Below are 23,946 nucleotides of genomic sequence, written 5' to 3'. Positions count from 1 at the left end.
CGTTCATGAAGGTCCGGACCGAGGTCCGTTCCCGGGTGGAGCGGTTCCTCAGCTTGACGGACGATCCCGGCGCGATCGATGTACGGGTATCCGAGCTGGCCGCCTGGCCGCCCGGCCGCCTGGCCGCCCGGCCGCCCGGCTGGCCGGTGGCAGCGCCGGAAACGGCCACCCCGCCCGGCTACCCCGCCCGGCTACCCCGCCCAGCTACCCCGCCCGGCTACCCCGCCCGGCGACCTCTGGCGGGCGGCAGCGCCGGAGAGGGCCGAGCCGTGCGGGTTACCGTGATCCGGTGACGGCGTACGCGGCGATCGTGCTCGCGGGTGGGGCGGCGCGCCGGATGGGTGGGCGGGACAAGCCGGCGCTGCCCGTCGGCGGCGTACCGATGCGCGAGCGGGTGCTCGCGGCCGTCGCCGACGCGATGCCCCGTATCCTGGTCGGTCCCGGGCCGGCCCCGGCGGGGGTGCTCCCGGCCCGGGAGTCGCCGCCCGGTGGCGGGCCGGTCGCCGCCACCGCAGCCGGACTGGCCCTGCTCGAACCGGGGGTACCGGTCGTCGCGCTGCTCGCTGCCGACCTGCCGCTGTTGACGCGGCCCGCCGTCGGTGACCTGCTGCGCCAGTTGGACACTCCACCGGGCACGCCACCGAACGCCCCACCGGGCATGCCATCGAACGCCCCACCGGGCACACCGCTGGACGTGCTGCCGCAGGTGGACGGGGTGTGTTTCGTGGACGCCTCGGGACGGCGGCAGACGTTGTGCGGGGTGTGGCGTACCGACGCCCTGCGTGCGGCGCTGGACCGGCTCGCTGGACGGCACTCCGGAGCGCCGCTGCGGGAGCTGCTCGCCGGGCTCACCGTGCGCGAGGTGACGTGGTCCGGTGGCGGCCCACCGCCGTGGTTCGACTGCGACACTGACGGTGACGTACGCCGGGCGGAGGAGTGGGCGCGATGACGGTGCTGGACGACTGGGTCACGGCGGTCTGCGCGGAACTGGGGCTGGAACCTGCCCAGGTGCCGGTGCCGACCGTGCTCGACCTGGCCCGGGACGTGGCCCACCAGGTGGTGCGTCCGGGTGCACCGGTCACCGCGTACCTGCTCGGGCTGGCCGTGGGGCGCGGGGCCGATCCGGTCGCGGCGGCGGCCCGGCTCGCCGACCTGGCCGGCACCTGGCCGGTGGAGTTGGGCGGCGGCCGACCGGCCGACTGACCGCGACCGAGGGGGCTGTCCGATCACGGTCCGGGCCGCGCCGACCGATACGGCGGCTGGGTAGGGTGACCGGAACGGACGGAGGCGATCATGACGGCAGACCACCCCTCGGCGCCGCCCGGCACGCCGGCGCATCACCACGAGTCGATCCTGCTCGACGAGCCGACCACGGCCGACCTGCGGGCGAAGGTGACCCAGGCGTGGCGGGAGTTCGCGAGGGCGCTGGCCGACCGGCTGGTCGACCTGCCGGCGGGGGCGCGCGTGGAGCTGACGCTCGACCCGACCGCCTCGGGCACGGACGACGCGATCTACTCCGTCGGGGCCGACGTCGGCACGGACGGCCGACTCAACGCGCGCGCGGTCGGCAACGCCACCCTGCCGCAGGGGTACCGGCTGGACCGCGCGGCCGTCGCCGACATGGTCGCGCTGGGCTGGTCGCCACCGGGCGTGGTGGAGGGCTCCGGTGACCAGTTCGGCCTGCACTGCGGGGTCGACGAGGCCACCCGGCTGGCGGCGGTGCTCTCCCGTACGCTGCGGGACATCTATGGTGCGCCGCATCCCGCGTTCCTGGTCTATCAGATCGAGGACGCCGAGGGTGAGCCGCTTGCGGGTGCCCCGCTGGGTACCGCGCGCAGCGAGTTCGGCCTGGTGCGGGAGATCGGCACCGAGCTGGAGGAGGCGCTGGCCGCCGCCGGTGGGGACAGCCCGGAGACCGAGGTGCTGGACCTGGCCGAGCGGGTACGCACGGTCGTCTCGACCATGCTCAAGTCGGACTCGGACCGGGTCCAGGTCGACTCCGACGGCGACATCAACATCCGCGCGGGCTCGGCGATGGTCTTCGTCCGGGTCCGGGACAATCCGCCGCTGGTCGACGTCTTCTCCCCGGTCCTCACCGAGGTCGAGCCCACCGAGCGGTTGTACGTCAAGCTCTCCGAGCTGACCAACCGGATGCCGATCGGTCGGCTCTATTGTGCCGACGACACCGTGTGGGCCTCGATCCCGGTCTTCGGCCGGAACTTCCAACCCACCCATCTGATGCTGGCCGTGCAGGTGATGACCGGCCTGGCGGACGAGTTGGACGACCGCCTGCACGGCGAGTTCGGCGGCAAGCGCTTCTTCGGTGAGGGGGACAAGCCGGGACGGGGTGAGCACCGCACCGGCATGTACCTCTGACCGTCGGCCGTTCCGAGTCGGCGGGCGGTAAGGGCGGGTGGGACCCGGAAACCCCGAGAAACCGGGCCCCACCCGCGTGGGAGGAAGGTTCAGGTCGTCGCGATCCAGCCGACGCTGCGTGCGGTGGTCGGGTCGGTGGCGCGCAGGCCGGTGTCGGAGACGGTCCAGAGCACGTCACCGATCACCAGCGACCGGCGTACCGGGGACCACATCCGTCGGCTCTCGCGGTCCGTCGCCGGGTGGGTCACCTCGCCGATCTCGCGGATGCTGTCGCCGCCGACGCGCAGCAGCCGGATGCCGGCGTCCACCGGCAGGGCCACCAGACCGCTGTCCGGCCGGTACAGGAAGGCGTGCGGGTCGTACTCGGCACCGGACCATCCACGGGGCAGATGCCACTGGTCCAGCCGGTACGGGCGGCCCGGATCGCGTACGTCGAAGAGGGACACCTGTACGCCCTGGGTCCGACCCCGCGTGTCGGCCTCCTGGCCGACCCCGAGCAACCGGCCCTCGGGCAGCGGGTGCAGGTAACCCGAGTACCCGGTGATCTTGAGTTCGCCGGTGACCCGGGGCGCGCCGGGGTCGGTCAGGTCGAGCGAGTAGAGCGGGTCGGTCTGTCGGAAGGTCACCACGTACGCCACCGGGCCGAGGTAGCGCACCGAGTAGATCCGTTCACCCCGGCCGAGCCCGCCGACCATTCCGGCGGGCACCAGTGATCCGCCCTCGCGGCGCAGCACCCGCACCGCGGACTCGGAGGTCCGGCCCTCTGCCCTGCCGCCCCAGACGTCACCGGTGGTGGTGGCCACCCGCAGGTGCCCGTTCCACTCCGACAGCGCGTACTGGTTGATCAGCCAACCGGGCACGGTGCCCGAGGCGACGAAGCGGGGAGGCCCCGGGGCTGCGGTGTCGAACTGGTGGATCTCGGTGACCTCGTCGTCCGCCGCCGGACGCGAGCGGGCCGGCTCGACCATCGGACGGCGACCGGCGAGGTAGAGACTGGTCGCGGTGCCGTAGACGGTGCTCGCGTCGGCGACCACGCCGACCGGGTCGCCGTCGCCGAGACGGTCGGTGGCCAGGTCGAAGCTGAGCACGGTCAGCGTCGACGTGCCGGTCATCCGTTCCGGGCGGCTCAGCCGGTCGCAGCCGATCCGCCCGGTGTGCCGTTCGGCGCCCGCCGTCCACTCGTACTCGGGCAGCCACGCCTCGATGCCCGCCCGCGCGATGACGGCACGGTTGCGGGCGGTCCGCTCCCGGTCGCTGCCGGTGCGCTCGAGCGGGAACTCCAGGCGGGGTGCCGAGTTCACCACCACCCGGGCGGTCGTGCCGGCCAGCCGGGCGTCGATGGTGCGGCCCTGGACGCGGTACGTCCCGAGCACCCGGGGTGCACCGGAGAGGTCGACCAGGACCAGCCGGGCGTCACCGTACGGGCCCCCGATCCGGCTCGCGACGCCGGTGGTCGTCGCGCGGGTGGCCTCGGTCAGGACCAGTGCCCGGTCACCGAGCAGCAGCAGTCGCTGCTCCGTCCAGCGCAGGCGCTCGTGGCCGTCGGTGAGGTCGAGTTCGCCGGTGATCCGCCGGCTGGCCGGGTCGACCACCCGCAGGACGCCGCCGGTGGTCGTGACGATCCGCCGTCCGTCGGTCTTGACCATGTCCGGCTCGTCGACGCCGACTTCGTGGTTGTTGGTCGTCGAGTGCTCCGGCGCGGCTCCCGTCGGCGCGGAAAGGGTCTCGGCACCCTTCGCCACGTCGCCGGCCCCGAGGGCGGCCCGGTCGCTGAACGTACGCCAGCCGCCACCGAAGCCGTACGGGCCGACCGAGGCGGTGGCCGCCGCGCGCAGCTCGGTGAGGGCGTCCGCGCAGGAGTCGAAGGAGACCAGGCCGACCGGCACCATTCGCGGCCCGTCGGTGCCGATGGGCAGTGTCACGACCGGTGGCGCCGACATGCTGCCGGCGAGCAGCGCCAGCGCGATCAGCGTGCCGCCGGCTGCGGTGGCCTTGGTTCCCCGTGTCATGCGCGGTTCGACGCGGCGTCCGGCGCTCCGGTTCCCCGACCGCTGGCATCGGTCGGGGAACCGGAGGTGGGCCGGTGAGCTATGTGGACGGCAGCCAGGCGAGACGCTTCCCGGTGGCCGGGTCGGACGCCTGCGCCCCGGTGAACGAAACGGTCCAGAGCACCCCGTCGACGAGTATCGCGCGGAGGATCCGCGTCTCGGAGAACCGGCCCGACTCGCCGTCGTCGTCCGGATGGGCGACCGTGCCGAGCTCGGTGCTGGCGTCGCCGCTCACCCGCAACAGGCGTAGCTCCTGGCCGACGGGGAGCGCGGCCAGGCCGGTCTCCGGCTCGTGCAGGACGACCGTGCCGTCGAAGTGGTCCTGGGACAGGTCGGGGGTCCGCCACTGGGCCGACCGGTCCGGGCGGCCCGGCTCGCCGAGGTCGAGCAGGGCGAGTTGCGGGCCCTTGAACCGCCCCCGGCTGGCCTCTTCCTGCCCGGCGACGAGCAGCCGCCCACCGGGCAGCGATTGCACGTATCCGCCGTGACCGGCGATGCTCGCGTCGCCGAGGAGCCGGGGACGGCCGGGGTCACTCAGGTCGACGACGTGTACCTGTTCGTCCTGCTTCCGGTAGCGGCCCGTCCGGGTGACCAGGAACGCGCGGTCGTCGGCGTAGTGCAGCAGGCCCGGTTCCCGCGACCGGCCGATACCGCTGACCGCGCCGGTCTCCACCATGGCGGTGTCCGCCCGGCGCAGGACCCGTACGGCCGATTCGGCGGCCGAGGTGTCCCCTGTGGTGGCTCCGGTGGTCACCAGCAGGTGTCCCTGCCGGACCGACAGGGCGTGCGGACTCGCCGGCCAGCCGGGCACGGTGCCGGAGGCGAGGAAACGGGGCCGACCCGGCCCGTCCACGTCGAACTGGTAGACGTCGGTCTGCCGGTCCTCCGGCTGGTATCGCACGTCGGCCAGATAGAGGTCGGTGCCGGTGGCGTGGACGAGGTGGGCGTTCGCGGCGATGCTCACCGGATCGCCGTCACCGAGCCGGTCGCGGGTCAGGTCGAAGCTGAGCACGGTCACCGTCGCGGCGCCGGTGGTCCGGTCGGTGCCGCTGAGCCGGTCGCAGTCGACCCGTCCACGGTGCCATTCGTCGCCGTCGTGCCACTCGAACCGGGGCAGCCAGTGGTCGATGTCGGCCTGCTCGACGGTCTTCCGGACCGTCTCCCGTCGGGACTCGTCGCTACCGTCGCCGGATCCCGGTCCGAAGCGGGCCCGGGTGCGCACCACGACGCGGGCGGTGTCGCCGGTGAGCCGACTGTCGACCAGGTTGCCCTGCAGGCGATGGACGCCGAGCACCCGGGGCGGACCGGAGAGGTCGACCAGCGTCACCTGGGCAGTGCCGCCGAGTGGCAGGCCGCTGGTGGACAGCGGGTCGCCTTCGGTCCGGCGTCCGTCGGCGTTCCAGGAACTCAGCACCAGAGCGCGGTCACCGCGCAGCACCAGCTCGGATCCGTGCAGGTGTGCCTGGCCGCGCCGTTCACCGAAGTCGAGCCGCCCGGTCTCGCGGCGGCCCGCCGGGTCGAAGACCCGCAGCAGGCCCTTGGTGAGCGTGACGATCCGCCGGCCGTCGGTCTTGGTCAGGTTCGGCTCGTCGGTGTCCCGGTCGGGGCGGGTCACGGACGCGGCAGGCTGGTCGCTCCTCAACGGCCCGGAACTCCAGTCGCCCGCGGTGAAGTTCGGGCCCTCCTCCGCGTACTCGCTGTCCTGCGGGAAGCCGTCCGGGCCGACCTGGGCGGCAGCGGCGGCCCGGAGCCCGGCCAGGGCGCTGTCGCAGGAGTCGTACGCGACCAGGCCGGGCCCGGGCACCGGTCGTCCGGCGGCGTCGGGGCGGGAGGTCGGCGGATCGGTGCATCCGGCGACTGTGAACAGGACGGTGACGAGCGTGCCGGCAACGCCGGCGGACAATCCCCGTGGCATGGCGCCTTAGACGTGTTCGGGGCGTGTCTGGTTGCGTCCCGTTGCGGATTTCCTGTCTGGTTCAGCTCGTGGAGGGTCCGACGCCGGGGGACTCCACCAGCCGGGAGAGCACGATGGTGCTGCGGCTGGAGGTGACGAACGACTCGGCCCGCAGTCGTTCCAGCGCCTCTTCGAGGTGGGCGATGTCGGCGGCCCGCAGATGGACGAGCGCGTCGGCCTCGCCGGAGACCGTGTACGCCCCGACGACCTCGGGGTGACGGCGTACCGCCGCACCGAGTTGGGCCGGGGTGGTGCGACCGGCGCAGAACAGCTCGACGAACGCCTCGGTGGTCCACCCGACGGCGGCCGGGTCGACGATGGCAGTGAATCCGCGAATCACCCCGGCCGACCGCAGCCGGTCGACCCGTCGCTTGACCGCCGGAGCGGAGAGTGACACCCGGGTGCCGATGTCCGCGTACGACGCGCGGGCGTCCGCGACGAGTAGCGCAATGATTCGTTGGTCGACGGCGTCGATCTGCAATGTTCTGCTCCTGAGAAGCAATGTTTGCGGCTGTTACTAAAGTTGCAGCCTACCTACCCTTGGTCACCGTGAACCAGCAGCGAGTACCGCGAAAGCGGACATATCTCATGTGCTCGCCCGAGCATTTCGCGGTCGAGTACGCGATCAACCCGTGGATGGACGTGACCGCCTCGGTCGACCCGGAACTGGCGGTCAAGCAGTGGGACCGCCTGCGGGAGACCCTGGTGGGCCTCGGCCACGAGGTGCACCTGCTGGCTCCCGAGGCGGGCCTGCCCGACATGGTCTACGCCGCCAACGGCGCGTTCACGGTGGACGGCACGGCCTACGGGGCGCGGTTCAAGCACCCGCAGCGGGCCGCCGAGGCCGCCGCGCACCGGGCGTTCTACGAGTCGCAGGGCTGGCGGTTCATCGCGCCGAACGAGACCAACGAGGGCGAGGGTGACTTCGCGTACCTGCCGGAGGCGCACGGCGGCCTGGTCCTGGCCGGGTACGGCTTCCGCACCGAGCTGCCCGCGCACGCCGAGGCACAGGAGGCGCTCGGTCGTCCGGTGGTGTCGTTGCACCTGGTCGACCCGCGCTTCTATCACCTGGACGTGGCGCTCGCCTCGATCGACGACGGCAACGTCGTCTACTACCCGGGCGCCTTCTCCGCCGCCAGCCAGCGGGTGCTCGCCCAACTCTTCCCCGACGCGGTGGTGGCGGACGACGACGACGCGCTGTCGTTCGGGCTGAACCTGGTCAGCGACGGCGCCAACGTGGTGCTCAACAGCGAGGCGACCCGGCTCACCGGCCGACTCAAGGCGGCTGGCTACACGCCGGTGCCGGTGGAACTGGCCGAACTCAAGAAGGGCGGTGGCAGCGTGAAGTGCTGCGTCGCCGAGCTGCGGCCCTGATCCGACGCTCGCCCTGAGCGACGTCTCGCTCGACCGCTCCAGGGCCGGCCGTCGCACCGGTCCGGCCCTGGGCACCGTGTCGAGACTCAGCCGAGCGTGGCCAGCTCGTTGACCAGCACGTTGGACAGCAGTTGACCGTCGCGCTGCACCTCGCGCAGATACCACTTCTGCTGCGGGGTACGCGGCTGGTTGAACTGCCACGCGCCGCGCGGGCTGTCGATCTGCCCGATCCGGCCGAGCGCCAGGTTCACCTCCTGCGCCGTCGGCGACTCACCGGCGAGGCGGATCGCCTGGTCGAGTACCTTGGCCGCGTCGTAGGAGGCCATCGCGTACGTGGTGGGCGAGGCGTTGTGCTTCTTGCGGTACGCCGACGCGAAGCGACGGTTCGCCGCGTTGTTCAGGTCGGCGGAGTAGTTCAGTGCGGTCCGGATGCCGAGCGCGTCGTTGGCCGGCCGGATGCTCTCCAGCACCGTGCCCTCGGTGAGGAACCCGGGCGCGTAGATCCGGCCCCGGAACCCGGCGTCGCGCAACTGCATGACGAACTCCACTGCCGCAGCTCCGGAGTAGAAGCAGAAGACCGTCGACGGGCTGCGGTTCAACGCCTGGCTGATGTCGCTGACGTAGGCCGTCTTGCCGGGGTTCGGGTTGCCCGTGGTCCAGATCACCGGGTCGGAGATCCTCGGGTCGGACTCGCCGAACTCCTGGCGGAAGCCGCGCAGCACGTCCTCGCCACCGCCACCGCCCTCGGGCAGGATGATGGCCACCCGGTCGGCCGTACCCAGCTCGTCCTTGAGGTAGCGGCCGAGCGCCCGGCCCGCCTCGTCCAGCACGTACGACGTACGCCAGATGTAGACGACGCTCTGCAGGCTCGGTGGCGAGGCGTTGGAGCCGATCAGCGGTACCCGGGCCTGCTCGACCGCGTCCCGGATGCCGAACATGACGGCGGAGCTGGCGACGCCGGTCATCGCGAGCACGTTCTGTTCGAGCAGGCTGCTCACGGCGGCCTGGCCGGACTTCACGGTGTCTCCCTCGTCGGCCGAGACCAGATTGACGGGGTGGCCGCCGAGACTCCGGTCGTTCAGGTCGAGGTAGAGCTGGAAGCCGTTGGTGAGTTCGTCGCCGATGGCCTTGTTCGGGCCGGCCTGCGGCGCGATCAGACCGATTTTGATCGGACTGCCGCCGGTGACGGTGGTGGTCCCCTCGTCGCCGTTCGTGCCACACGCGGCGACGAGGCTCCCTGTTCCGAGCGCGGCCAGCAACTGTAGTGCTCGCCTGCGGTTCATCTGCGACACCGGGTTCCCTTCAACACGCGTTGCCTAGGCGGGTGCGCCCCATCGGCGTTCTACCTGCTTCGCGACGCTGCGTCAATGATTAATGATCTTCGCCAAGAGACCGCAACGCGCTGGTTACCTTGGGCCAGACCGCCGCCTCGGGGTCGATGAGCCCGAAATGCTCACATCCCGAAAGCTCTACAAGGCGCATATCGGCCCCTGCTGCCTGGTTTGCGGCCACGTAAGCCCTGCTCATGGCGACCGGAACCTGTTCGTCGAGAGTGCCGTGCATCACTACGGTGCGTGTCGGGAGCGGTACCACGGATCGCGGGTCGGTAGCCGCGTAACGGTCGGGTACGTCCCCCGGACCACCTCCGAGCAGCGCCGCCACCGCACCCCCGTCCAGGTCGAGCCGGTACGCCTCGGCGAGGTCGGCGACCGGCGCGAGAGCGAGCACCCCGGCCACCGCCTCCGGCACGTGTCGCGCCGCGTGCAGGGCGAGGTGGCCACCGGCGGAATGACCGACCAGGACCGCTGGCGTCGGCGTCACCAGACCGGGCAGCGCCTCGTCCGCCAGCCGGGGCAGCGCGGTCACCGCGGCCAGCACGTCCTCCGGCGTACCGGGCCATCCGCCACCGGGTTGCCCGGTACGCCGGTACTCCACCTGCGCCACCGGGTGGCCGAGCACGGCAAGCGCGGCGGCCATCGAGTCGGTGTGCCGCCGGTCGTACTCGTGGCGCCAGAAGCCCCCGTGCACCACGACCACCAGCCGTCGGGGCGGCCCGGTGCCGGACGGCCGGCGCAGGTCGGCGACCTGGTCGGGGTGCCCGCCGTAGGCGACGGTGACGTCCGGGGCGGGAGCGGGCCGGGTCAGCACGGCTCGCGGGTCGGAGGTCATCGGCCGACCGTAGCGCGGAACGCGCCGCATCCGGCGTCGGGTGCGACGCACGGTGACCAGGTCGGCGGACGGGCGGAACACACGGTGACCGGTGCGCCGGGCCGACGGGCGGGGACGGCGGCCACTGGGTAAAGATGGGTGCCATGACCGAAGCACACTCAGCTGGACAGAACGACGAGCCTGGCCTGGACGGGGCCGGGCACTCCGGCACGGTGGTGGTGGTCGGGCCGGACGGCCGGCCGGTCGGCACCGTGCAGACCGACGACGGCCCCGGCGAGGACCCGACGCGCCTGGTCGAGCAGCCGGCCAAGGTGATGCGGATCGGCAGCATGATCAAGCAGCTCCTGGAGGAGGTCAAGGCGGCTCCGCTCGACGACGCCAGCCGGCACCGGATGCGGGAGATCCACGAGCGCTCGATCGTCGAGCTCAAGGAGGGGCTGGCCCCCGAGCTGCGCGAGGAACTCGAACGGCTCTCGCTGCCGTTCGCCGAGGACCAGGCGCCCAGCGAGGGCGAGTTGCGGATCGCCCACGCCCAGCTCGTCGGCTGGCTGGAAGGGCTGTTCCACGGCATCCAGGCCGCTCTGGTGGCCCAGCAGATGGCCGCCCGGGTGCAGCTCGAACAGATGCGTTCCGGCCGGCAGGCGCTGCCCAGCGGTCCCGGCGGCGGGGCCGTGCTGCCTGGGATGCCGGGCATGGGCCAGCCGGGCGGTGGCGAAGGACACAGCACCGGTCAGTACCTCTGACAGCACGCGGCGTGCGACCCCGCCGGGTCGCACGCCGCATCGCGCTCAGTCGGCCCCGAAGACCTTCTCCAGGTACGCGGCCACGCCGTCGGTGGAGTTCGTCGAGGTGACGTCGTCGGCGATCGCCAGCACGGTGGGGTGCGCGTTGGCCACCGCCACCGCCCGCCCGGCCCAGGTCAGCATCGGTACGTCGTTCGGCATGTCGCCGAAGGCCAGCACGTCGGCCGGGTCGACGCCGATCCGGTGGCAGTACCAGGCCAGCCCGGCCGCCTTCGTCACCCCGGCTGCCGAGATCTCCACCAGCCCGGAGTTCGACGAGTGGGTGGCCTCCGCCAGCCCCGCCAACGCGGCCGAGATCAGCTCGGTGAACCGGTCCGGATCCTGGTCGCCGGCCCGGACCAGCAGCTTCACCGCCGGCATCGACAGCAACTCCTCCGGTTTGTCCACGACCCGGATGGCCGCGTCACCGGCCTCCCAGCGCACCGGATAGTGCGCCTCGTGCCGCATCTCCCGGCTGTCCACGATCTCCACCGCGAGGCTCACGTCCGGCACCTCCGCCCGCAGGCGCTGGGCCACCTCGGCGAGCAGCTCCGGAGCCAGCGGATCGGCGCGCAGCACCTGGTCGTCGACCGGGTCGTAGACCACCGCGCCGTTGGCGCAGACCGCCGGCAGAGGTTCGGCGAGCTGGTCGTACACGAGCTGGAGCCAGCGGATCGGACGGCCGGTGACCAGCACGACCGGCGTGCCCTGGGCGGAGATCCGCGCCAGTACCGCGGCGGTGTGCGCACTGAGCGTGCGGTCGTCGCGGAGCAGCGTGCCGTCGATGTCGGTGGCGATCAGGCCGGGTGTCGCGTCCATCACCTGGACAGTAGCCGGTCGAGGTAGACCGCCACCCCGTCGTCGTCGTTACGCAGAGTGATGTCATCGGCGGCGGCCCGCACGCTCGGATGCGCGTTGGCGACGGCGACCCGGGCCCACCCGGCCCACTCGAACATCGGCAGGTCGTTCGGCATGTCGCCGAAGACCAGCACCTCGGCCGGATCCACGCCGAGGGACTGCGCGACCACGGTGAGGCCGGAGGCCTTGTCCACCCCGGGCGGGCAGATCTCGACGAAGCCGAGCCCGGCCTGGGTGACCGTGGCCAGGTGCGGCGGCACGATCTCCCGAGCGACCGCCAGCAACTCGTCGACGTGGTGGTCGGCGGTACGCGCGAACGCCTTGATCACGTCACCGGCGAGGCACTCGTCCCGGGTGCGGACCTCGAACCGGTCCTGGTAGGGCCAGGCCGGGTGGTAGTCGCCCCAGAGCGGGGCGTCGTGCTCGTCGGAGGCCTCGACCATGACCGTCAGGGGGCCGACCGCGACCTCCAGATCGGCCAGCAGGCCGGCCAGCACCTCGCTCCCGAGGCGCTCGTCGCGCAGCACCACCGGCCCGGCCGGGTCGCTCTGGTCCACCACCCGGCCGCCACCGGCCAGCACCAGGAAGTCCGCGGCACGGATGTCGTTGCGGGTCAGCTCGGTCAGCCGGGGGCCGCGCCCGGTGGCGCCGACCACCGGGATGCCGGCGGCACGCACCCGGTCGAGGACCTCGTGGGTGTACGCCGAGACGGTGTCGTCGCTGCGGACGAGCGTCCCGTCCAGGTCGGTGGCGATCAGCTTGGGCAGGCCCGGGCGGGTCATGGTTCCTCCTTCGCCCGCCGCCGTCGCGGCCAGCCGTACTGGTTGCCGGTAGGCGACCCGGCGTGACGGCGGGCAGCAACCGTACCTCGGGAAACCGGTCGCAACCATGGCTTCCCGGCGAATCGGATGCCAACGGACGGCGCACCGAAGATGACGTTCGGCCAGGCCCCCGCCGCACTGCCGGCGCTCGGCTCGCCGCTCATCCGACGCGCGGCACGGCGCACGGCGCGCGGCACGGCGCACGGCGCACGGCACGGCGCACGGCGCACGGCTCGGCGCACGGCACGGCGCGCGGCTCGGCGCGCGGCGCTGGGATGTTAGGAAGGGACCCTTCCTATACACCAGGCGTTAGCAGGGGACCCCTCCTTACACCTCAGTCGGGCGGGGCCTCGCGGGCGAAGGGCACCGTCGGGCTGACGGTGATGTCGGCCGGCGGACGTCCCTCGTCCGGATCCGTCTGCTCGGATCGTCGCCGGGAACGCCGGGACGTCGACGGCGGGGAAGCGTCGTCGGGGCCGACCGGCTCACCGCTCGGCGGCACCTCGGCCCCGGCGGGGGTGGTCCGGACGAGCGCGGCGGCGAACAGCAGCACGGCCGCGAAGGCCATGAACAGGCCACGCCCGTGCTCGATGCCGAGGCTCTCCTCGCCGGAGTAGTACATCAGGCTCCGACGGGTCGCGTCGTCGAGCGACGACGTGGCGGCGGCGAGCAGCGCGATCATGCCGGCCGCGAGGGCCAGGCCGGCGATCCGGGCGTTGACCTGCGCCGCCCTGGTGCCGCGTAGTGCGAGCGCCACCGCGCAACCGAGCACCAGGAGACCGACCAGGTAGCCGGTGCCCATTCCGCCGATCTCGGCGACCCCGTTGGTCACCTCCAGCGGACTGGCGGGGTCCGGACCGGTGGGGATGTTCATGGTCACCCACTCGCCGAGCAGCGAGGCGACGGCGGCGGCCGCACCCAGTCCGGCCAGCAGCATCGGTACCCGGTGGTCCCGGCCGAGGCCGGTGACGGCCCGCCGGAGGCGGCTTCCGCCCTCCGACTCGTCCGCCGCACCCCATTCGAGGACGCTGGCACCGTCGGCGCGTTCGTCCTGACGAGGGATGGGGAGGTCGTTGGTCATCGTTCGCCCTCTCCTCGGAGCCTGGACGCCCCGGAAGGCGCTGACCAGGTCGGCGGGTCCGCGTGAATCATTCCACAGCCGGCCGGTGACGTCGGGTTCCCGGCGGCGAGCCTCGCTGGTCGGTCGCCTGTCGGCGTCGGGTCGACTAGCGTCAGGTGCATGCCTATCCGTACCGCTTCCGCACGCTGGCAGGGCAACCTTCCCGAGGGCTCCGGCACGATCCGTACCGGCAAGGGCGGGCTGCAGGGGAACTACTCCTTCAAGTCCCGTTTCGAGGAGGGAGAGGGCACCAACCCCGAGGAGTTGATCGGCGCTGCGCACGCCGGCTGCTTCTCGATGGCCTTCTCCAAGGCGCTCGCCGACGCCGGGACCACCGCCACGTCGGTGGAGACCACCGCCACGGTGCACCTGGACAAGACCGACGCCGGAATGACGGTGACCCGCATCGAGCTGGACACCGTCGGTGACGTCCCCGGCATCGACGAGGCACAGTTCGCCAAGCTGGCCGAGACCGCGAAGCAGAACTGCCCGATCTCGCGCCTGCTGTCGCCCGGCGCGGAGATCACCCTCACCGCCCGCCTCACCTCCTGACCACCCCGCGCTGATCTCGCGCCTCCGGCATCCCGCAGACCGTTCGGGGCCTCGGAGGCGCGAGATCGCGCGTCGGGTGAGGAACAATGAGGGCGTGGCGGTCGAGATGGAGCGTGAGCGGTTCGAGGAGTTGGTGGGGGAAGCGCTGGACGAGGTTCCGGAGGAACTGCTGGCGCTGATGAGCAACGTGGTGATCCTGGTCGAGGACGACCCGCCCCCCGGCGAGGACCTGCTCGGCCTCTACGAGGGACACGCGTTGACCGACCGGGGCTGGGACTACGCCGGAGTCCTGCCGGACCGCATCCTGATCTACCGCAACCCGATCCTGCGGATCTGTGACACTGACGACGACGTCATCGACGAGGTGGCGGTGACCGTGGTGCACGAGATCGCCCACCACTTCGGCATCGACGACGCGCGCCTGCACGACCTCGGCTGGGGCTGACCCGCCGACCTCTTGCGGTGCTGCCCTACCGTCTCGGCCAGACACGGCGAGTACGGGAGGGACCCATGCGTAGCGAGCTGTTCTCAGCGGCGAACCTGGAGAAGGAGTCCGCGCAGCCCGGTATGCGGCTGCAGAACGCCAAGATGTTGAAGATCGAGCTGAACGGCGAGGCGATGGCCCGCGTCGGCTCGATGGTCGCGTACCAGGGGCAGGTGCAGTTCCAGGCGCTCGGCTCCGGTGGTATCGGCAACTTCCTCAAGCAGAAGCTCACCGGCGAGGGTGTGCCGCTGATGAAGCTGACCGGTCACGGCGACGTCTTCCTCGCCGACTTCGCCAAGGACGTGCACGTCATCGACCTGGAGCCGGGCGATGCCCTGTCCATCAACGGGTCCAGCGTGCTGGCCTTCGACTCGACGCTGAGCTACGACATCAAGATGGTCGGCGGCGCGGGCATGGCCTCGACCGGCCTGTTCAACTGCGTCTTCTCCGGTCAGGGCCGGATCGCGGTCACCACCCGGGGCACCCCGGTCGTGCTCAGCGTCGACGCACCCACCTACGTGGACCCGCAGGCCGCCGTCTGCTGGTCGGCGGGGTTGCAGACCGGCTACCACCGGGCCGACCAGCTCGGGCTCGGCACGCTGCTGGGGCGGACCACCGGTGAGGCGTACACGATGAGTTTCGCCGGGCGCGGCTTCGTCGTCGTCCAACCCTCCGAGGAACCGCCGGTCATGGGCAGCGGCCAGCAGGAGCAGGGCGGGGTGCTCGGCGGTCTGTTCCGCTGAGCCCGGTCGGTCAGCCCAGCTCGCCCGCACGGAGCCGGGCGAGCCAGGCTGCCGCGTCGGTGTAGTCGGCGTCGGAGAGTCCCGCCGGGGCCGGCACCGGCCGTTCGCCGGCCGTGCCGTCCCACCGGTGTCGGGGGTACGAACCGAGGAAGCGGACGTCGGCGCAGACCCGCCGTAGCCCCTGGAGGGTCTCGCCGAGCCGGTTGTCCGCGACGTGGCCGGTGCAGTCGAGGAAGAAGACGTACCGGCCCAGCGCCTCACCGGTCGGCCGGGACTCGATCCGGGTCAGGTTCACCCCGCGTACGGCAAGTTCCATCAGCACGGACAGCAGCGCGCCCACCTCGTCGTGGGCGATGTAGACCGCCAGCGAGGTCACGTCGTCACCGGTGGGCGGCGGTGGCGGGCCGGGGCGGGAGAGCAGCGCGAACCGGGTGACCGCATCCGGATGGTCGGCGATCTTGTCGGCCAGCACGGCGAGCCGGTGCCGGGCCGCGCCGATGGGTGCGCAGATCGCCGCGTCGTACTCACCGGTGGCGGCGCCGGCCGCCGCCGCCCCGTTGGAGAGCACGTCGACCACGACCGCGTCGGGCAGGTGTGCCCGTAGCCACCCCCGGCACTGGGTGGACGCCTGCGGGTGGGCGGCGACGCTGCGGATGGTCGGCAGCAGGGTGCCCGTCCGTGCGCCGAGCACGAACTGCACCGGCAGGATCACCTCGCGGGTGATCACCAGAGGTTCGCCCTCGGCCAGTTCGTCCAACGTGACCCCGACCGCGCCGCCGATCGAGTTCTCCAGCGGCACCAGCGCGGCGTCGGCCTCTCCGGTGCGTACCGCCTCCAGGGCCTCGCCGACGCTGCGGGCCGGTGTACGGCTGCCCCGCTCCGCGGCGGGCAGGGTACGCAACGCCTGCTCGGCGAAGGTGCCCTCGGGCCCGAGGTAGACGAAACGGGTCGGCGGCGTTCCCGGCATGGCGAACAGCCTACGCACCCGCCGAGGGTGTGGACGCCGATGGCGTCGGTGACTGCCCGGACGGCGTCGGCGTGGGCACCGGTGGCGGGGAGGGCACGGGCGGCACGGGTACCGGCACCGACCCCTCGTCGCCACAGGCCAGCGTCCTGATCCCGACCGGCGCGGCCACGCGTACCTCGACCGAGCAGACGTCGGTGCCGGCGGTGACCAGCCGCAGGGTGCCGGCCTGGTCCCGGGTGACCACCTGGAGCGGCTCGTACCCGATGACGTCGATGCCGGTGAAGTGCCAGCCGGCGGCGCAGAGCGGCCCCCTGGTGACCTGCACCCGCGCGTTGCGGGGGAGCAGCCCGTCGCGGCCCCGGACCAGGTCGACGATCCGTTGCCGGGACGGCTGACCGGGGCAGGCGACCGCGACCAGGCCGGCGTCGGTCGGCGCGACGGTCGGTGCGGCGCTGGGGGGTTCGCCGAAGGGCGGTGGTGTCGGGGTGGCCGATCCGGCCGCGGCCGTGGTGGGCGGCGGCGTCGGCAGGGTCGACCCGTCGCGCGGGTCCGGCGGTTCGCCGCAGCCGGCCAGCAGGAGTATGGCCAGCCCAGCGACTGCGGGCAGCCGGGTACGGCCCCGGCGGGCGCCCGGTCGGGCGGGCCGGCGGCCGGGGGCGGCACGACGGATCGGGGTGGGCGACACGGGGATGATCCTCGATGGGGGGCGAGCGTCGGGAGCGGCCGGAGCCGAGCCCATGGTAGGAGGATCCGCCGCCGACGTGAAGGTCCGCCGGGTACGCGGTGCCCGGGTCAGAGCTCGGAGATGAAGGTGAGCGAGCCGGCGACGGCCCCGTCGGCGAGCACCGGCGTGGAGATGGCGTCGACGGTCGCGTCGGAGACACCCTCGGTGGTTGCCATGATCCGTAACAGGCCACGGGCCATCCGGCCGGAGGCGAGCGCCAGCAGCGGCGGGATTTTGTCGATGTCCGGCTCGGCCAACTCGCCCCGGTACGCGGTGAAGTCGAGCAGCCGCAGGCCGCCGTCGAGCAGCGGCAGTCCGATGACGTCCTCGGGGGTGCCGAGGCCGAGCAGATCACAACCGGCGGCGGAGACGGCCACCACGCGGCTCTCGGCGTCGATCAGCAGGCAGGGCTCGTCGGCACTGGACACAGTGGCCGCCCACCGGCCGATGTTGTCGTACCCCAGCTCTGTCGGTGTTCCCGGGTCGGGCACGAACACTTCCGAGAGCGAGAGTTCGACGTGGGCCACCGCGCCTCCTATGCACACCGACGGAACGTCCACGCTAGCCGGTCGTCTCGGCCACCGCTGACCGCGCTGGTATCCACGCCATCGGTGCTGATCGCTGCCGGTCTGCGACGGCGCGGCCGGCCGGTGCGGAGTGCAGGGGCCCGGCCGCGTGGCGTCGCCGCAGACGTTACCGCCGGGTGGCCGGCTTGTCAGCGGCCATTCGGCCGTCCTCGTACCACCGGTAGTCGGCTGCTGGCGGATAGCCGCCGCTCATCCACGTCCCCGGGTGCTGCGCGACCCGGGAGAGCTTCTCGGCGGTGGCCGGGCTGATCCGGTTGCCACCGGCGACGAGCATCCGGTCGAGCTCCCGGTGGGTGGCCATCAGACAGTCCTTGGGCAGGCCGTAGACGCTGATGACGCCGGAGCCCACGAAGGTGAGCACCGGCGTCACCGGGATCGGATGGCCGACCGCACTGGTCAGTGCCTTGCTGGCGCGCCGGGCGTCGCGGCGGGCCTCGGCCACGTACGGCGGGCGCTTGCCGTTGATCTGCACCACGTCACCGGCGACCAGGACGCGGGCCCGGCCGTGGTCGGCGATGGTGACGGCGAAGAGTCCGCTCGGGCCGATGGCGAGGAACCCGGCCCGGTTGTCGTCGCTCTCGTCGAGCAGGGCGTCCGCGGCGTCCGTGCGCGGCCAGTCGATCACGTGCCACGCGGGCCCGAGATGGTCGAGTTGACCGAGCGCGCGGGCACCGGCCGCCTCCAGCCGACGGGCGCCCCGCTCGGCGCGACGTCGGCGGGCCCACTCCAAGGGCGACGGACGCGGGGCCGCGACCACCCCCGGCGCCTCGACCCGAGGGTGTGGCACCGCCGCTTGCGGCAGCGCCCGGGTGGACGGTACGGCTCGACGAGCGGGGAAGACAGTCATCGCGACCTCCGGCAAAAGGTCCCTCGAAGTTACTTTCTCACTACCCTACGTTGCGGGTCCCGGTAGTCGGCAAGCCGGAACGCCGGAATGACTGTGGATGAATGCCATATTCACCCACAGCTGTTTTATCGGATGCCGCCAAACCCTGCCCTAGGCTTCGGGTGTGACCCACTACGTGGACAGTGAGGTCGGTCGGCTCGGCACCGTGCTGCTGCACCGGCCGGGGCCGGAGCTCGCCCGCCTGACCCCGCGCAACAACGACTCCCTCCTGTTCGACGCCATCCCCTGGGTGGGGCGCGCGCAGGAGGAGCACGACGCCTTCGCCGCCGCGCTGCGCGAGCGCGATGTCGAGGTGCTCTATCTCACCGATCTGCTCACCGAGACCCTGGCCGTGGCGGAGGCCCGCGCCGAACTGACCGAACAGGTCCTCGCCTCGCCCCGGCTCGGCGACACCCTGCGCGCCCGGGTCGCCGCGCACCTGACCTACCTCGACCCGGCCGCGCTCGCCGGCGTCCTCGTCGCCGGCCTCGCCCACGAGGAGCTACGGCTCGGCGGTGACCGGCGCGGTGGCCTGGTCTACACGCTGATGGACCGGCACGACTTCGTCATCGCGCCCCTGCCGAACCTGTTGTTCACCCGCGACTCGTCACTGTGGATCGGCGGGCGGGTCGGCGTGACCAGCCTGGCGATGCCCGCCCGGCGGCGGGAGACCACGCTGACCGACGCGATCTACCGGCACCATCCGCGCTTCGCCGGCACCGAGTACGTCTACCGGCCCGACCTGGAGCACCTCGAAGGCGGCGACGTGCTGCTGCTCGCCCCCGGGGTGCTCGCCGTCGGGGTCGGCGAGCGGACCACCCCGGCCGGTGCCGAGCGGCTGGCCCGGCAGGTCTTCGCGGCCGGGCTGGCGCACACCATCCTGGTGGTGCCGATCGCCCAGGAGCGGGCCACCATGCACCTCGACACGGTCTGCACCATGGTCGACGTCGACGCGGTGCTGATGTATCCCAACGTCGCGCACTCGCTGTCGGCGTACACGGTGATCGCCGGGACCGACGGCGACGACCCACGGGTGGACGGCCCGGCGCCGTTCCTGCGGGCCGCCGCCGACGCGATGGACCTCGACCAGCTCCGGGTGATCGACACCGGGCTCGACCCGGTGACCGCCGAGCGGGAGCAGTGGGACGACGGCAACAACACGCTGGCGCTCGCGCCCCGGCTCTGCGTCGGGTACGAACGCAACGTGGAGACCAACGCCCAGCTCGAACGGGCCGGGATCGAACTCATCCCGATCGCCGGCTCCGAGCTGGGGTCGGGTCGGGGCGGCCCGCGCTGCATGTCGTGCCCACTGCTGCGCGAGTGACGACGCGGGCAGGCACGGGAGTAAGGAAGGGCCCCTTTTTAACGCCTCAGGTAGAGCAGGGGTCCCTTCCTAACACCAGAAGCGCACGCTCAGCGCAGGGTGAGCTGGCGACCCAGCAGGCCCTGACGGGACCGGCGGGCGGCGGCGTCGAGCGGCTCGGTCTCCGTCAACGCCTCGGCGTACCGCTTGGCGAAGTCGGCGACCGGCGCCTCCCACTCGGCGGCCGGGGTCTCCTCGGGCAGATCCCAGACCGGCACCAGCCGGCCGTGAGCACGGAACATGCCGGCGAACTTGGTCCCCTCGCCGAGAGTCAGCGAGCCGGCCGCACCCAGCCGGGCCAACGCGTCCAGCGCGGCCTCCTCGGCCTCGGGCAGGACCCAGCGCACGTGCGCCTTCTCCGGCACCTGGCACCAGTACGCCGACCGCGCCGCCGCCAGGCGTACGGTCGGGTAGATCGCCGCGTTGGCCCGTTCCAGGGACGCCTGCACGGTCGGGTCGTCGACGGCCTCGGGGACCAGCCAGAACTCGAAGCCCTCGTGCAGGGTGACCGTCAACGGACCGTCGACCAGGATGTCCTGGAGCCGTGGCCCGGGGCCGGGCAGCGGCGGCACCTGGACCGGGGCGCCCGGCTCGGTACGCAGCGCGCAGAGCAGCGACTCCGCCAGGTCCCGGGACACGTCACCGGACTGCTGGTGCCGCTGGAGCCCGACGAACACCTGCCCGTCGGCGCGGCTCATCGCGGGGGCTGCCATCGGCAGCACGGTGGCCAGCGTCACCGGCCGGTCGCCGTACTCCTCGACCAGCTCGGGGGTGAGCCGCAGCGGTGCGGAGGCGGCGGGCACGAGTTCCCGCAGCGCGATCCACTCCGGCTCGTCGGTCAGCCCCTCGAAGGGCCGGGGGACGAAGACGTCCCGCACCTTCTCCCGCTTCGGGGTCGTCGGCGCGGCGGCCCGCTGGTTCTTTCGACGCTTGCTCACGGCGACACAGCCTAGAGGCCCGGGCGCGATGCCGGGGGCCGGACCCGCCCTGCGCGGGCTCAGCCGGCGACGACCAGGTCCGGTCGTTCGGGGACCGGGTCGAAATCGGCCCAGACGCTCTGCCCCAGACCGTCCCGTTCGACCCCCCAGCGGCTCGCCAGGCCGGAGACGATGTGCAGGCCCCGGCCGTCGGCCGCGTCGATGTCCGCCGGACGGATCCGGGGCGTACCGGTCGCGCCGCCGTCGGTGACCCGCAGCCGGACGTGCGCCCCGTCGTCGGTCGTCATCAACCGCCAGGCCACCCGGACCACTCCGCCCGGCAGCGGGTCCGCGTGCCGGACGGCGTTGCCGACCAGCTCGGCCAGGACCGCGACGAGATCCGCGAGCACCACCGGGGACACGACCTCGGCCAGTTCGGCGGCGAGGCGGTGCCGGGCGGCGCGCGCACCGCTGGCGTGGTGCGGTACGACCACACACCACGCTCGTTCGACCGCTCCCGTCGACACGTCCCGCCCCTCTTCCGCCCCGGTGACCCCCACGATCACCTACGGGGCAGCCGCACCTCTGCGACCGTACCTCCACCAGTTCTCGGTCGGAGGAATACCCATCCATTCTGCTGTTCAACGATCCGGCGGACGAGATAGAGGCCGAGTCCGGTACCCGGATAGCGACGATTGTCACCCGAGTCGCCCTGCCAGAACCGGTCGAAGGCCCGTTCGACGTGCTCAGGGCGTACGCCGATGCCCCGGTCGCTGACCCGGACGCAGACGGTCGGCCCGTCCGAGGCCGCGCTCACCTCGATCGGCGAGCCGGGTGGGGAGTACTTGCCGGCGTTGGTGACCAGCTCGGTCAGCACGGTGACCAGGCTCTGCCGACGCCCGATCGCCCGGGGCAGGTCGGCCGGGAACTGGAGGGTCGCCCGACGACGCAGCTCACCGGGCAGGTTGGCGACCGCCCCGCGCAGCGTCTCGCCGAGGTCGAACGGCACCGCCGGCCCGTCGTCCGGCCAGGCCTCGGCGGCGGAGGAGAGCAGCCGGTCGAGCAGCCGGGCCAGCTCGTTGGCGCGCTGGCCGATGACCTGCGCGGCCTGGCGTCGGTCGGCGTCGCTGAGCGACTCCCAGTGGTCGTTGAGCGTGTCGGCGTACCCCTTGATGACGGTCACCGGCGTGCGCAGCTCGTGACTGGTCACCGCGACGAAGAGGTCCCGCTCGTGGTCGTGCCGTTGCTGGTCGGTGATGTCCCGGAAGGTGACCACCCGCAGCGCGCCCGGACCGGGCAGCTCACCCGAGGTGACCCGCAGCCAGCGTCCGTCCGGCAGGCGGTGGTCGAGGACCTGCCCGGACGGGGGCACCGGGAAGGGCAGCGGCTTGTTGATCGCCTCGGCTGCGGACCGGCCGGTGACGTCGGCGGCGGCCGGGTTCCAGAGGCGTACGTGGGCCTCCCGGTCGACGACCGCCAGCCCGTCGGCGAGAGCAGCCACCACCGGGCCGTCGCCGTGCACCGGCAGGCCGCTCTGGTCGCCGTACATGTGCGCGATGCAGGCGCCCAGGAATCCGACCACGCCCCGCTGCTCCGGGCCGGGCTCGTCGTCCCCGGCCCGGTACAGGGCCTGGAGGCTGCCGACGGCGTGCCCGCCGATCTCCGCCCGGGAGGCGACCATCCGGCGCAGGCCGCGATCGGTCAGCTCGTCGGCGAGCTGGCTGCCGAGCCGGTCGGTGCGTACGCACTGCACCCGGGGGCCGGCGAGCAGGCAGGCGGTGATCGGGTCGCTGGGTGGCAGCGGACGCCCGATGGTCCACTCGGCGGCACCGGTGGCGGCGATCACCCGTCCACCGCTGGGAGCGAACTCGACGAAGGCCATGCCGGCGGCGCCGAGTGCCGGTTGCGCCACCCGCAGTAGCTGGGTCAGTACCGGAAGGCCCGCGTCCCCCGAGTTGATCATCTCGATGACGACGGTGTGCCCGGCGATGAGAGCCGAGTAATCGGTACGGTCCGTCATGTCCCCGAGTGTGCACCTCCGTTCACCTTCTTCGGCACCCCCGACGGTCGGTTATCCCCTCAACCGGGCCAGCGTCTGCGCCGGGCGGTCGGTGATCACGCCGTCCACCTGGGCGGCCAGCACGAGATCCAGGTCCGCCGGCTCGTTGACGGTCCAGACGTAGACCTGGTTGCCGGCGGCCCGCAGCGACGGCACCAGCGCCGGGCGGGCCCGGACCAGGCCGATCCCGGGACCGGCGATGCCGACACCGAACGGCAGCCGGCCCAGGCGCAGCCAGCGGGGCAGCACCTCCAGCAGCAGTACGGTCGGTAGCGCCGGGGCCAGCGACCGCATCCGGCGTACGGCCAGCGGGGAGAAGGACATCACCGTCACGCGTACCTGATCGTCGCGGCGCGGTTCGGTCAGGCCGTACCGGCGCAGCAGGGCGACCAGCCGGCGCTCCACGTCGCGGCCGTAGCGGGACGGGTGTTTGGTCTCCACCAGCAGCCGCACCGGCCGCCCCGCGGCGAGGACCGCCTCCAACAGCCGTTCGAGGGTCAGCAGCCGGGTCCGCGAGTCGTCGAGCACCTCGTCCCCGTCGGCCGGTACGCAGCCCGGGTGCCAGGAGCCGAAGTCCAGCTCCTCCAGTTCGGCGAGGGTACGGGCGCTGACCAAGCCGCGACCGTTGCTGGTGCGGTTCAGTCGGCGGTCGTGCACGCAGACGAGGTGGCCGTCGCGGGTCAGCCGGACGTCGCACTCCAGCCCGTCGGCGCCCTCGTCGAGCGCGCGCAGGTAGGCGGCGAGGGTGTGCTCCGGCAGGTCGTACGACGCGCCACGGTGCGCGAAGACGAGCGGGGTGTGCACGGCCGTTACAGGACCCGGCCCGGTTGGCCGTTCGAGTCGACCACCGGTCGTCCGGCCGCCTCCCAGTCGCCCATCCCGCCCTCCACGTTGCGCACCTGGTCCCAGCCGTTGTGCATGAGGTAGGCGACCACCTGGGCGGACCGTCCACCGGAGCGGCAGATGACCGCGACGTCCCGGTCGTCGGGCACCTCGGCGATGCGCGCCGGCAGTTCCATCATCGGCAGGTGGTGGGCGGTGGGTGCGTGACCCGCCTCCCACTCGTCGTCCTCCCGGACGTCGAGCAGGTAGGTCTCGTCGTTGATCTCGGGCACCGTCATGGTGGGTACGTGGGATCCGAACACGGCTACCAAGCCTAGAG

Annotated in this window: 26 protein-coding genes and 1 pseudogene; 10 read left to right on the top strand and 17 right to left on the bottom strand. The window is 72.6% G+C overall.

The annotated features are described in order from the left end of the window. From ACWDVW_RS18475 to ACWDVW_RS18460, 4 genes are all read left to right on the top strand, one after another. On the top strand, positions 1–293 hold a 293-nt coding region (locus ACWDVW_RS18475), incomplete at its 5' end, for a hypothetical protein (RefSeq protein ID WP_449950211.1). After that, positions 290–949 carry a molybdenum cofactor guanylyltransferase gene (gene mobA, locus ACWDVW_RS18470; RefSeq protein WP_449950208.1) on the top strand — a complete coding sequence of 220 codons (660 nt, stop codon included), beginning with the start codon at positions 290–292 and terminating at the stop codon, positions 947–949. The genes ACWDVW_RS18475 and mobA, both read left to right, overlap by 4 nt. Next, the gene (locus tag ACWDVW_RS18465) at positions 946–1,203 is read left to right on the top strand and encodes a DUF6457 domain-containing protein (protein ID WP_396743609.1); all 258 of its coding nucleotides are present in this window, start codon (positions 946–948) and stop codon (positions 1,201–1,203) included. The genes mobA and ACWDVW_RS18465 overlap by 4 nt, the downstream gene beginning before the upstream one ends. A 90-nt stretch (positions 1,204–1,293) precedes the next feature. Next, entirely contained in the window at positions 1,294–2,376 is a 1,083-nt protein-coding gene (locus ACWDVW_RS18460; RefSeq protein ID WP_449950205.1) for a T3SS (YopN, CesT) and YbjN peptide-binding chaperone 1, read from the top strand. Between the two features lie 89 nt (positions 2,377–2,465). Here the strand turns inward: ACWDVW_RS18460 and ACWDVW_RS18455 are convergent, their stop codons facing one another. The 3 genes from ACWDVW_RS18455 to ACWDVW_RS18445 form a co-directional block, all read right to left on the bottom strand. Further along, complete coding sequence (locus tag ACWDVW_RS18455) at positions 2,466–4,385, bottom strand: beta-propeller domain-containing protein (protein WP_449950202.1); 1,920 nt, start codon at positions 4,383–4,385, stop codon at positions 2,466–2,468. Positions 4,386–4,464: 79 nt separating this feature from the next. Further along, the gene (locus ACWDVW_RS18450) at positions 4,465–6,339 is read right to left on the bottom strand and encodes a beta-propeller domain-containing protein (RefSeq protein ID WP_449950199.1); all 1,875 of its coding nucleotides are present in this window, start codon (positions 6,337–6,339) and stop codon (positions 4,465–4,467) included. A 61-nt stretch (positions 6,340–6,400) separates the two neighbouring features. Further along, positions 6,401–6,859 carry an Lrp/AsnC family transcriptional regulator gene (locus ACWDVW_RS18445; RefSeq protein WP_350698030.1) on the bottom strand — a complete coding sequence of 153 codons (459 nt, stop codon included), beginning with the start codon at positions 6,857–6,859 and terminating at the stop codon, positions 6,401–6,403. 59 nt (positions 6,860–6,918) lie between these two features. Here ACWDVW_RS18445 and ddaH point away from each other — a divergent pair, with 59 nt between their 5' ends. Continuing rightward, positions 6,919–7,752, top strand: a complete 834-nt coding sequence (gene ddaH / locus ACWDVW_RS18440; protein WP_449950194.1) for a dimethylargininase — start codon at positions 6,919–6,921, stop codon at positions 7,750–7,752. An 86-nt stretch (positions 7,753–7,838) separates the two neighbouring features. On the opposite strand, the gene ACWDVW_RS18435 is transcribed toward ddaH, so the two are convergent. Both ACWDVW_RS18435 and ACWDVW_RS18430 read right to left on the bottom strand, forming a co-directional pair. Next, positions 7,839–9,044 (bottom strand): ABC transporter substrate-binding protein, encoded by a 1,206-nt coding sequence (locus tag ACWDVW_RS18435; protein WP_449950192.1) that lies wholly within the window; start codon positions 9,042–9,044, stop codon positions 7,839–7,841. A gap of 79 nt (positions 9,045–9,123) precedes the next feature. After that, the gene (locus ACWDVW_RS18430; RefSeq protein WP_449950190.1) at positions 9,124–9,921 is read right to left on the bottom strand and encodes an alpha/beta hydrolase family protein; all 798 of its coding nucleotides are present in this window, start codon (positions 9,919–9,921) and stop codon (positions 9,124–9,126) included. A gap of 134 nt (positions 9,922–10,055) precedes the next feature. Here ACWDVW_RS18430 and ACWDVW_RS18425 point away from each other — a divergent pair, with 134 nt between their 5' ends. After that, positions 10,056–10,664 (top strand): bacterial proteasome activator family protein, encoded by a 609-nt coding sequence (locus tag ACWDVW_RS18425; protein ID WP_396743591.1) that lies wholly within the window; start codon positions 10,056–10,058, stop codon positions 10,662–10,664. 45 nt (positions 10,665–10,709) lie between these two features. Here the strand turns inward: ACWDVW_RS18425 and ACWDVW_RS18420 are convergent, their stop codons facing one another. The 3 genes from ACWDVW_RS18420 to ACWDVW_RS18410 all read right to left on the bottom strand — a co-directional run bounded on the left by ACWDVW_RS18420 (position 10,710) and on the right by ACWDVW_RS18410 (position 13,463). Next, positions 10,710–11,522: an HAD family hydrolase gene (locus ACWDVW_RS18420; protein ID WP_449950187.1), complete on the bottom strand. Its 813-nt coding sequence runs from the start codon at positions 11,520–11,522 to the stop codon at positions 10,710–10,712. Beyond that, complete coding sequence (locus ACWDVW_RS18415; protein ID WP_449950185.1) at positions 11,522–12,343, bottom strand: HAD family hydrolase; 822 nt, start codon at positions 12,341–12,343, stop codon at positions 11,522–11,524. Before ACWDVW_RS18415 ends, ACWDVW_RS18420 begins: the two co-directional genes overlap by 1 nt. A gap of 373 nt (positions 12,344–12,716) precedes the next feature. After that, positions 12,717–13,463 carry a hypothetical protein gene (locus ACWDVW_RS18410; protein WP_449950183.1) on the bottom strand — a complete coding sequence of 249 codons (747 nt, stop codon included), beginning with the start codon at positions 13,461–13,463 and terminating at the stop codon, positions 12,717–12,719. A 159-nt stretch (positions 13,464–13,622) separates the two neighbouring features. On the opposite strand from ACWDVW_RS18410, the gene ACWDVW_RS18405 reads away from it, so the two are divergent. The 3 genes from ACWDVW_RS18405 (at position 13,623) to ACWDVW_RS18395 (ending at position 15,281) form a co-directional block, all read left to right on the top strand. Further along, positions 13,623–14,054, top strand: coding sequence for an OsmC family protein (locus ACWDVW_RS18405; RefSeq protein WP_350698038.1), 432 nt, complete (start codon positions 13,623–13,625; stop codon positions 14,052–14,054). Between the two features lie 106 nt (positions 14,055–14,160). Continuing rightward, positions 14,161–14,499, top strand: coding sequence for a metallopeptidase family protein (locus ACWDVW_RS18400; RefSeq protein WP_117228335.1), 339 nt, complete (start codon positions 14,161–14,163; stop codon positions 14,497–14,499). 65 nt (positions 14,500–14,564) lie between these two features. Beyond that, positions 14,565–15,281 carry an AIM24 family protein gene (locus tag ACWDVW_RS18395; RefSeq protein WP_350698039.1) on the top strand — a complete coding sequence of 239 codons (717 nt, stop codon included), beginning with the start codon at positions 14,565–14,567 and terminating at the stop codon, positions 15,279–15,281. A 10-nt stretch (positions 15,282–15,291) separates the two neighbouring features. Here the strand turns inward: ACWDVW_RS18395 and pheA are convergent, their stop codons facing one another. The 4 genes and pseudogenes from pheA to ACWDVW_RS18375 form a co-directional block, all read right to left on the bottom strand. Continuing rightward, entirely contained in the window at positions 15,292–16,248 is a 957-nt protein-coding gene (pheA, locus tag ACWDVW_RS18390; RefSeq protein ID WP_449950229.1) for a prephenate dehydratase, read from the bottom strand. Positions 16,249–16,366: 118 nt separating this feature from the next. After that, positions 16,367–16,987: pseudogene (locus ACWDVW_RS18385) on the bottom strand (hypothetical protein); the annotation flags it as partial. A 53-nt stretch (positions 16,988–17,040) separates the two neighbouring features. Then, positions 17,041–17,499, bottom strand: a complete 459-nt coding sequence (locus ACWDVW_RS18380; protein ID WP_449950179.1) for a PAS domain-containing protein — start codon at positions 17,497–17,499, stop codon at positions 17,041–17,043. 166 nt (positions 17,500–17,665) lie between these two features. Beyond that, positions 17,666–18,406, bottom strand: coding sequence for a hypothetical protein (locus ACWDVW_RS18375; RefSeq protein ID WP_449950176.1), 741 nt, complete (start codon positions 18,404–18,406; stop codon positions 17,666–17,668). A gap of 163 nt (positions 18,407–18,569) precedes the next feature. Between ACWDVW_RS18375 and ACWDVW_RS18370 the strand changes: the two genes are divergently transcribed. Further along, entirely contained in the window at positions 18,570–19,769 is a 1,200-nt protein-coding gene (locus ACWDVW_RS18370) for an arginine deiminase (RefSeq protein ID WP_396743575.1), read from the top strand. 89 nt (positions 19,770–19,858) lie between these two features. Here the strand turns inward: ACWDVW_RS18370 and ACWDVW_RS18365 are convergent, their stop codons facing one another. The 5 genes from ACWDVW_RS18365 to ACWDVW_RS18345 all read right to left on the bottom strand — a co-directional run bounded on the left by ACWDVW_RS18365 (position 19,859) and on the right by ACWDVW_RS18345 (position 23,929). Next, positions 19,859–20,746: a DUF5926 family protein gene (locus ACWDVW_RS18365; protein ID WP_449950173.1), complete on the bottom strand. Its 888-nt coding sequence runs from the start codon at positions 20,744–20,746 to the stop codon at positions 19,859–19,861. Between the two features lie 59 nt (positions 20,747–20,805). After that, positions 20,806–21,219 carry an ATP-binding protein gene (locus tag ACWDVW_RS18360; RefSeq protein WP_396743569.1) on the bottom strand — a complete coding sequence of 138 codons (414 nt, stop codon included), beginning with the start codon at positions 21,217–21,219 and terminating at the stop codon, positions 20,806–20,808. Between the two features lie 68 nt (positions 21,220–21,287). Next, complete coding sequence (locus tag ACWDVW_RS18355; RefSeq protein WP_449950170.1) at positions 21,288–22,745, bottom strand: PAS domain-containing sensor histidine kinase; 1,458 nt, start codon at positions 22,743–22,745, stop codon at positions 21,288–21,290. Positions 22,746–22,796: 51 nt separating this feature from the next. After that, positions 22,797–23,588: a glycerophosphodiester phosphodiesterase gene (locus ACWDVW_RS18350; RefSeq protein ID WP_449950167.1), complete on the bottom strand. Its 792-nt coding sequence runs from the start codon at positions 23,586–23,588 to the stop codon at positions 22,797–22,799. A 5-nt stretch (positions 23,589–23,593) separates the two neighbouring features. Continuing rightward, complete coding sequence (locus ACWDVW_RS18345) at positions 23,594–23,929, bottom strand: rhodanese-like domain-containing protein (RefSeq protein WP_350698047.1); 336 nt, start codon at positions 23,927–23,929, stop codon at positions 23,594–23,596. Between the last annotated feature and the right edge of the window lie 17 nt (positions 23,930–23,946).

The sequence above is a fragment of the Micromonospora sp. NPDC003241 genome, assembly GCF_053589795.1.
Note: the sequence above shows the minus strand (reverse complement) of the source record. Positions and strands in the feature narration are given on the sequence as shown.

Bases quoted from the DNA above. Each gene is read 5' to 3' on its own strand.
- ACWDVW_RS18425 (WP_396743591.1), top strand. From the start codon at position 10,056: ATGGGTGCCATGACCGAAGCACACTCAGCTGGACAGAACGACGAGCCT.
- ACWDVW_RS18405 (WP_350698038.1), top strand. From the start codon at position 13,623: ATGCCTATCCGTACCGCTTCCGCACGCTGGCAGGGCAACCTTCCCGAG.
- ACWDVW_RS18450 (WP_449950199.1), bottom strand. From the start codon at position 6,339: ATGCCACGGGGATTGTCCGCCGGCGTTGCCGGCACGCTCGTCACCGTC.
- ACWDVW_RS18430 (WP_449950190.1), bottom strand. From the start codon at position 9,921: ATGACCTCCGACCCGCGAGCCGTGCTGACCCGGCCCGCTCCCGCCCCG.
- pheA (WP_449950229.1), bottom strand. From the start codon at position 16,248: ATGCCGGGAACGCCGCCGACCCGTTTCGTCTACCTCGGGCCCGAGGGC.
- ACWDVW_RS18455 (WP_449950202.1), bottom strand. From the start codon at position 4,385: ATGACACGGGGAACCAAGGCCACCGCAGCCGGCGGCACGCTGATCGCG.
- ACWDVW_RS18355 (WP_449950170.1), bottom strand. From the start codon at position 22,745: ATGACGGACCGTACCGATTACTCGGCTCTCATCGCCGGGCACACCGTC.
- ACWDVW_RS18420 (WP_449950187.1), bottom strand. From the start codon at position 11,522: ATGGACGCGACACCCGGCCTGATCGCCACCGACATCGACGGCACGCTG.
- ACWDVW_RS18400 (WP_117228335.1), top strand. From the start codon at position 14,161: ATGGAGCGTGAGCGGTTCGAGGAGTTGGTGGGGGAAGCGCTGGACGAG.
- ACWDVW_RS18375 (WP_449950176.1), bottom strand. From the start codon at position 18,406: ATGACTGTCTTCCCCGCTCGTCGAGCCGTACCGTCCACCCGGGCGCTG.
- ACWDVW_RS18395 (WP_350698039.1), top strand. From the start codon at position 14,565: ATGCGTAGCGAGCTGTTCTCAGCGGCGAACCTGGAGAAGGAGTCCGCG.
- ACWDVW_RS18410 (WP_449950183.1), bottom strand. From the start codon at position 13,463: ATGACCAACGACCTCCCCATCCCTCGTCAGGACGAACGCGCCGACGGT.
- ACWDVW_RS18415 (WP_449950185.1), bottom strand. From the start codon at position 12,343: ATGACCCGCCCGGGCCTGCCCAAGCTGATCGCCACCGACCTGGACGGG.
- ACWDVW_RS18460 (WP_449950205.1), top strand. From the start codon at position 1,294: ATGACGGCAGACCACCCCTCGGCGCCGCCCGGCACGCCGGCGCATCAC.
- ACWDVW_RS18465 (WP_396743609.1), top strand. From the start codon at position 946: ATGACGGTGCTGGACGACTGGGTCACGGCGGTCTGCGCGGAACTGGGG.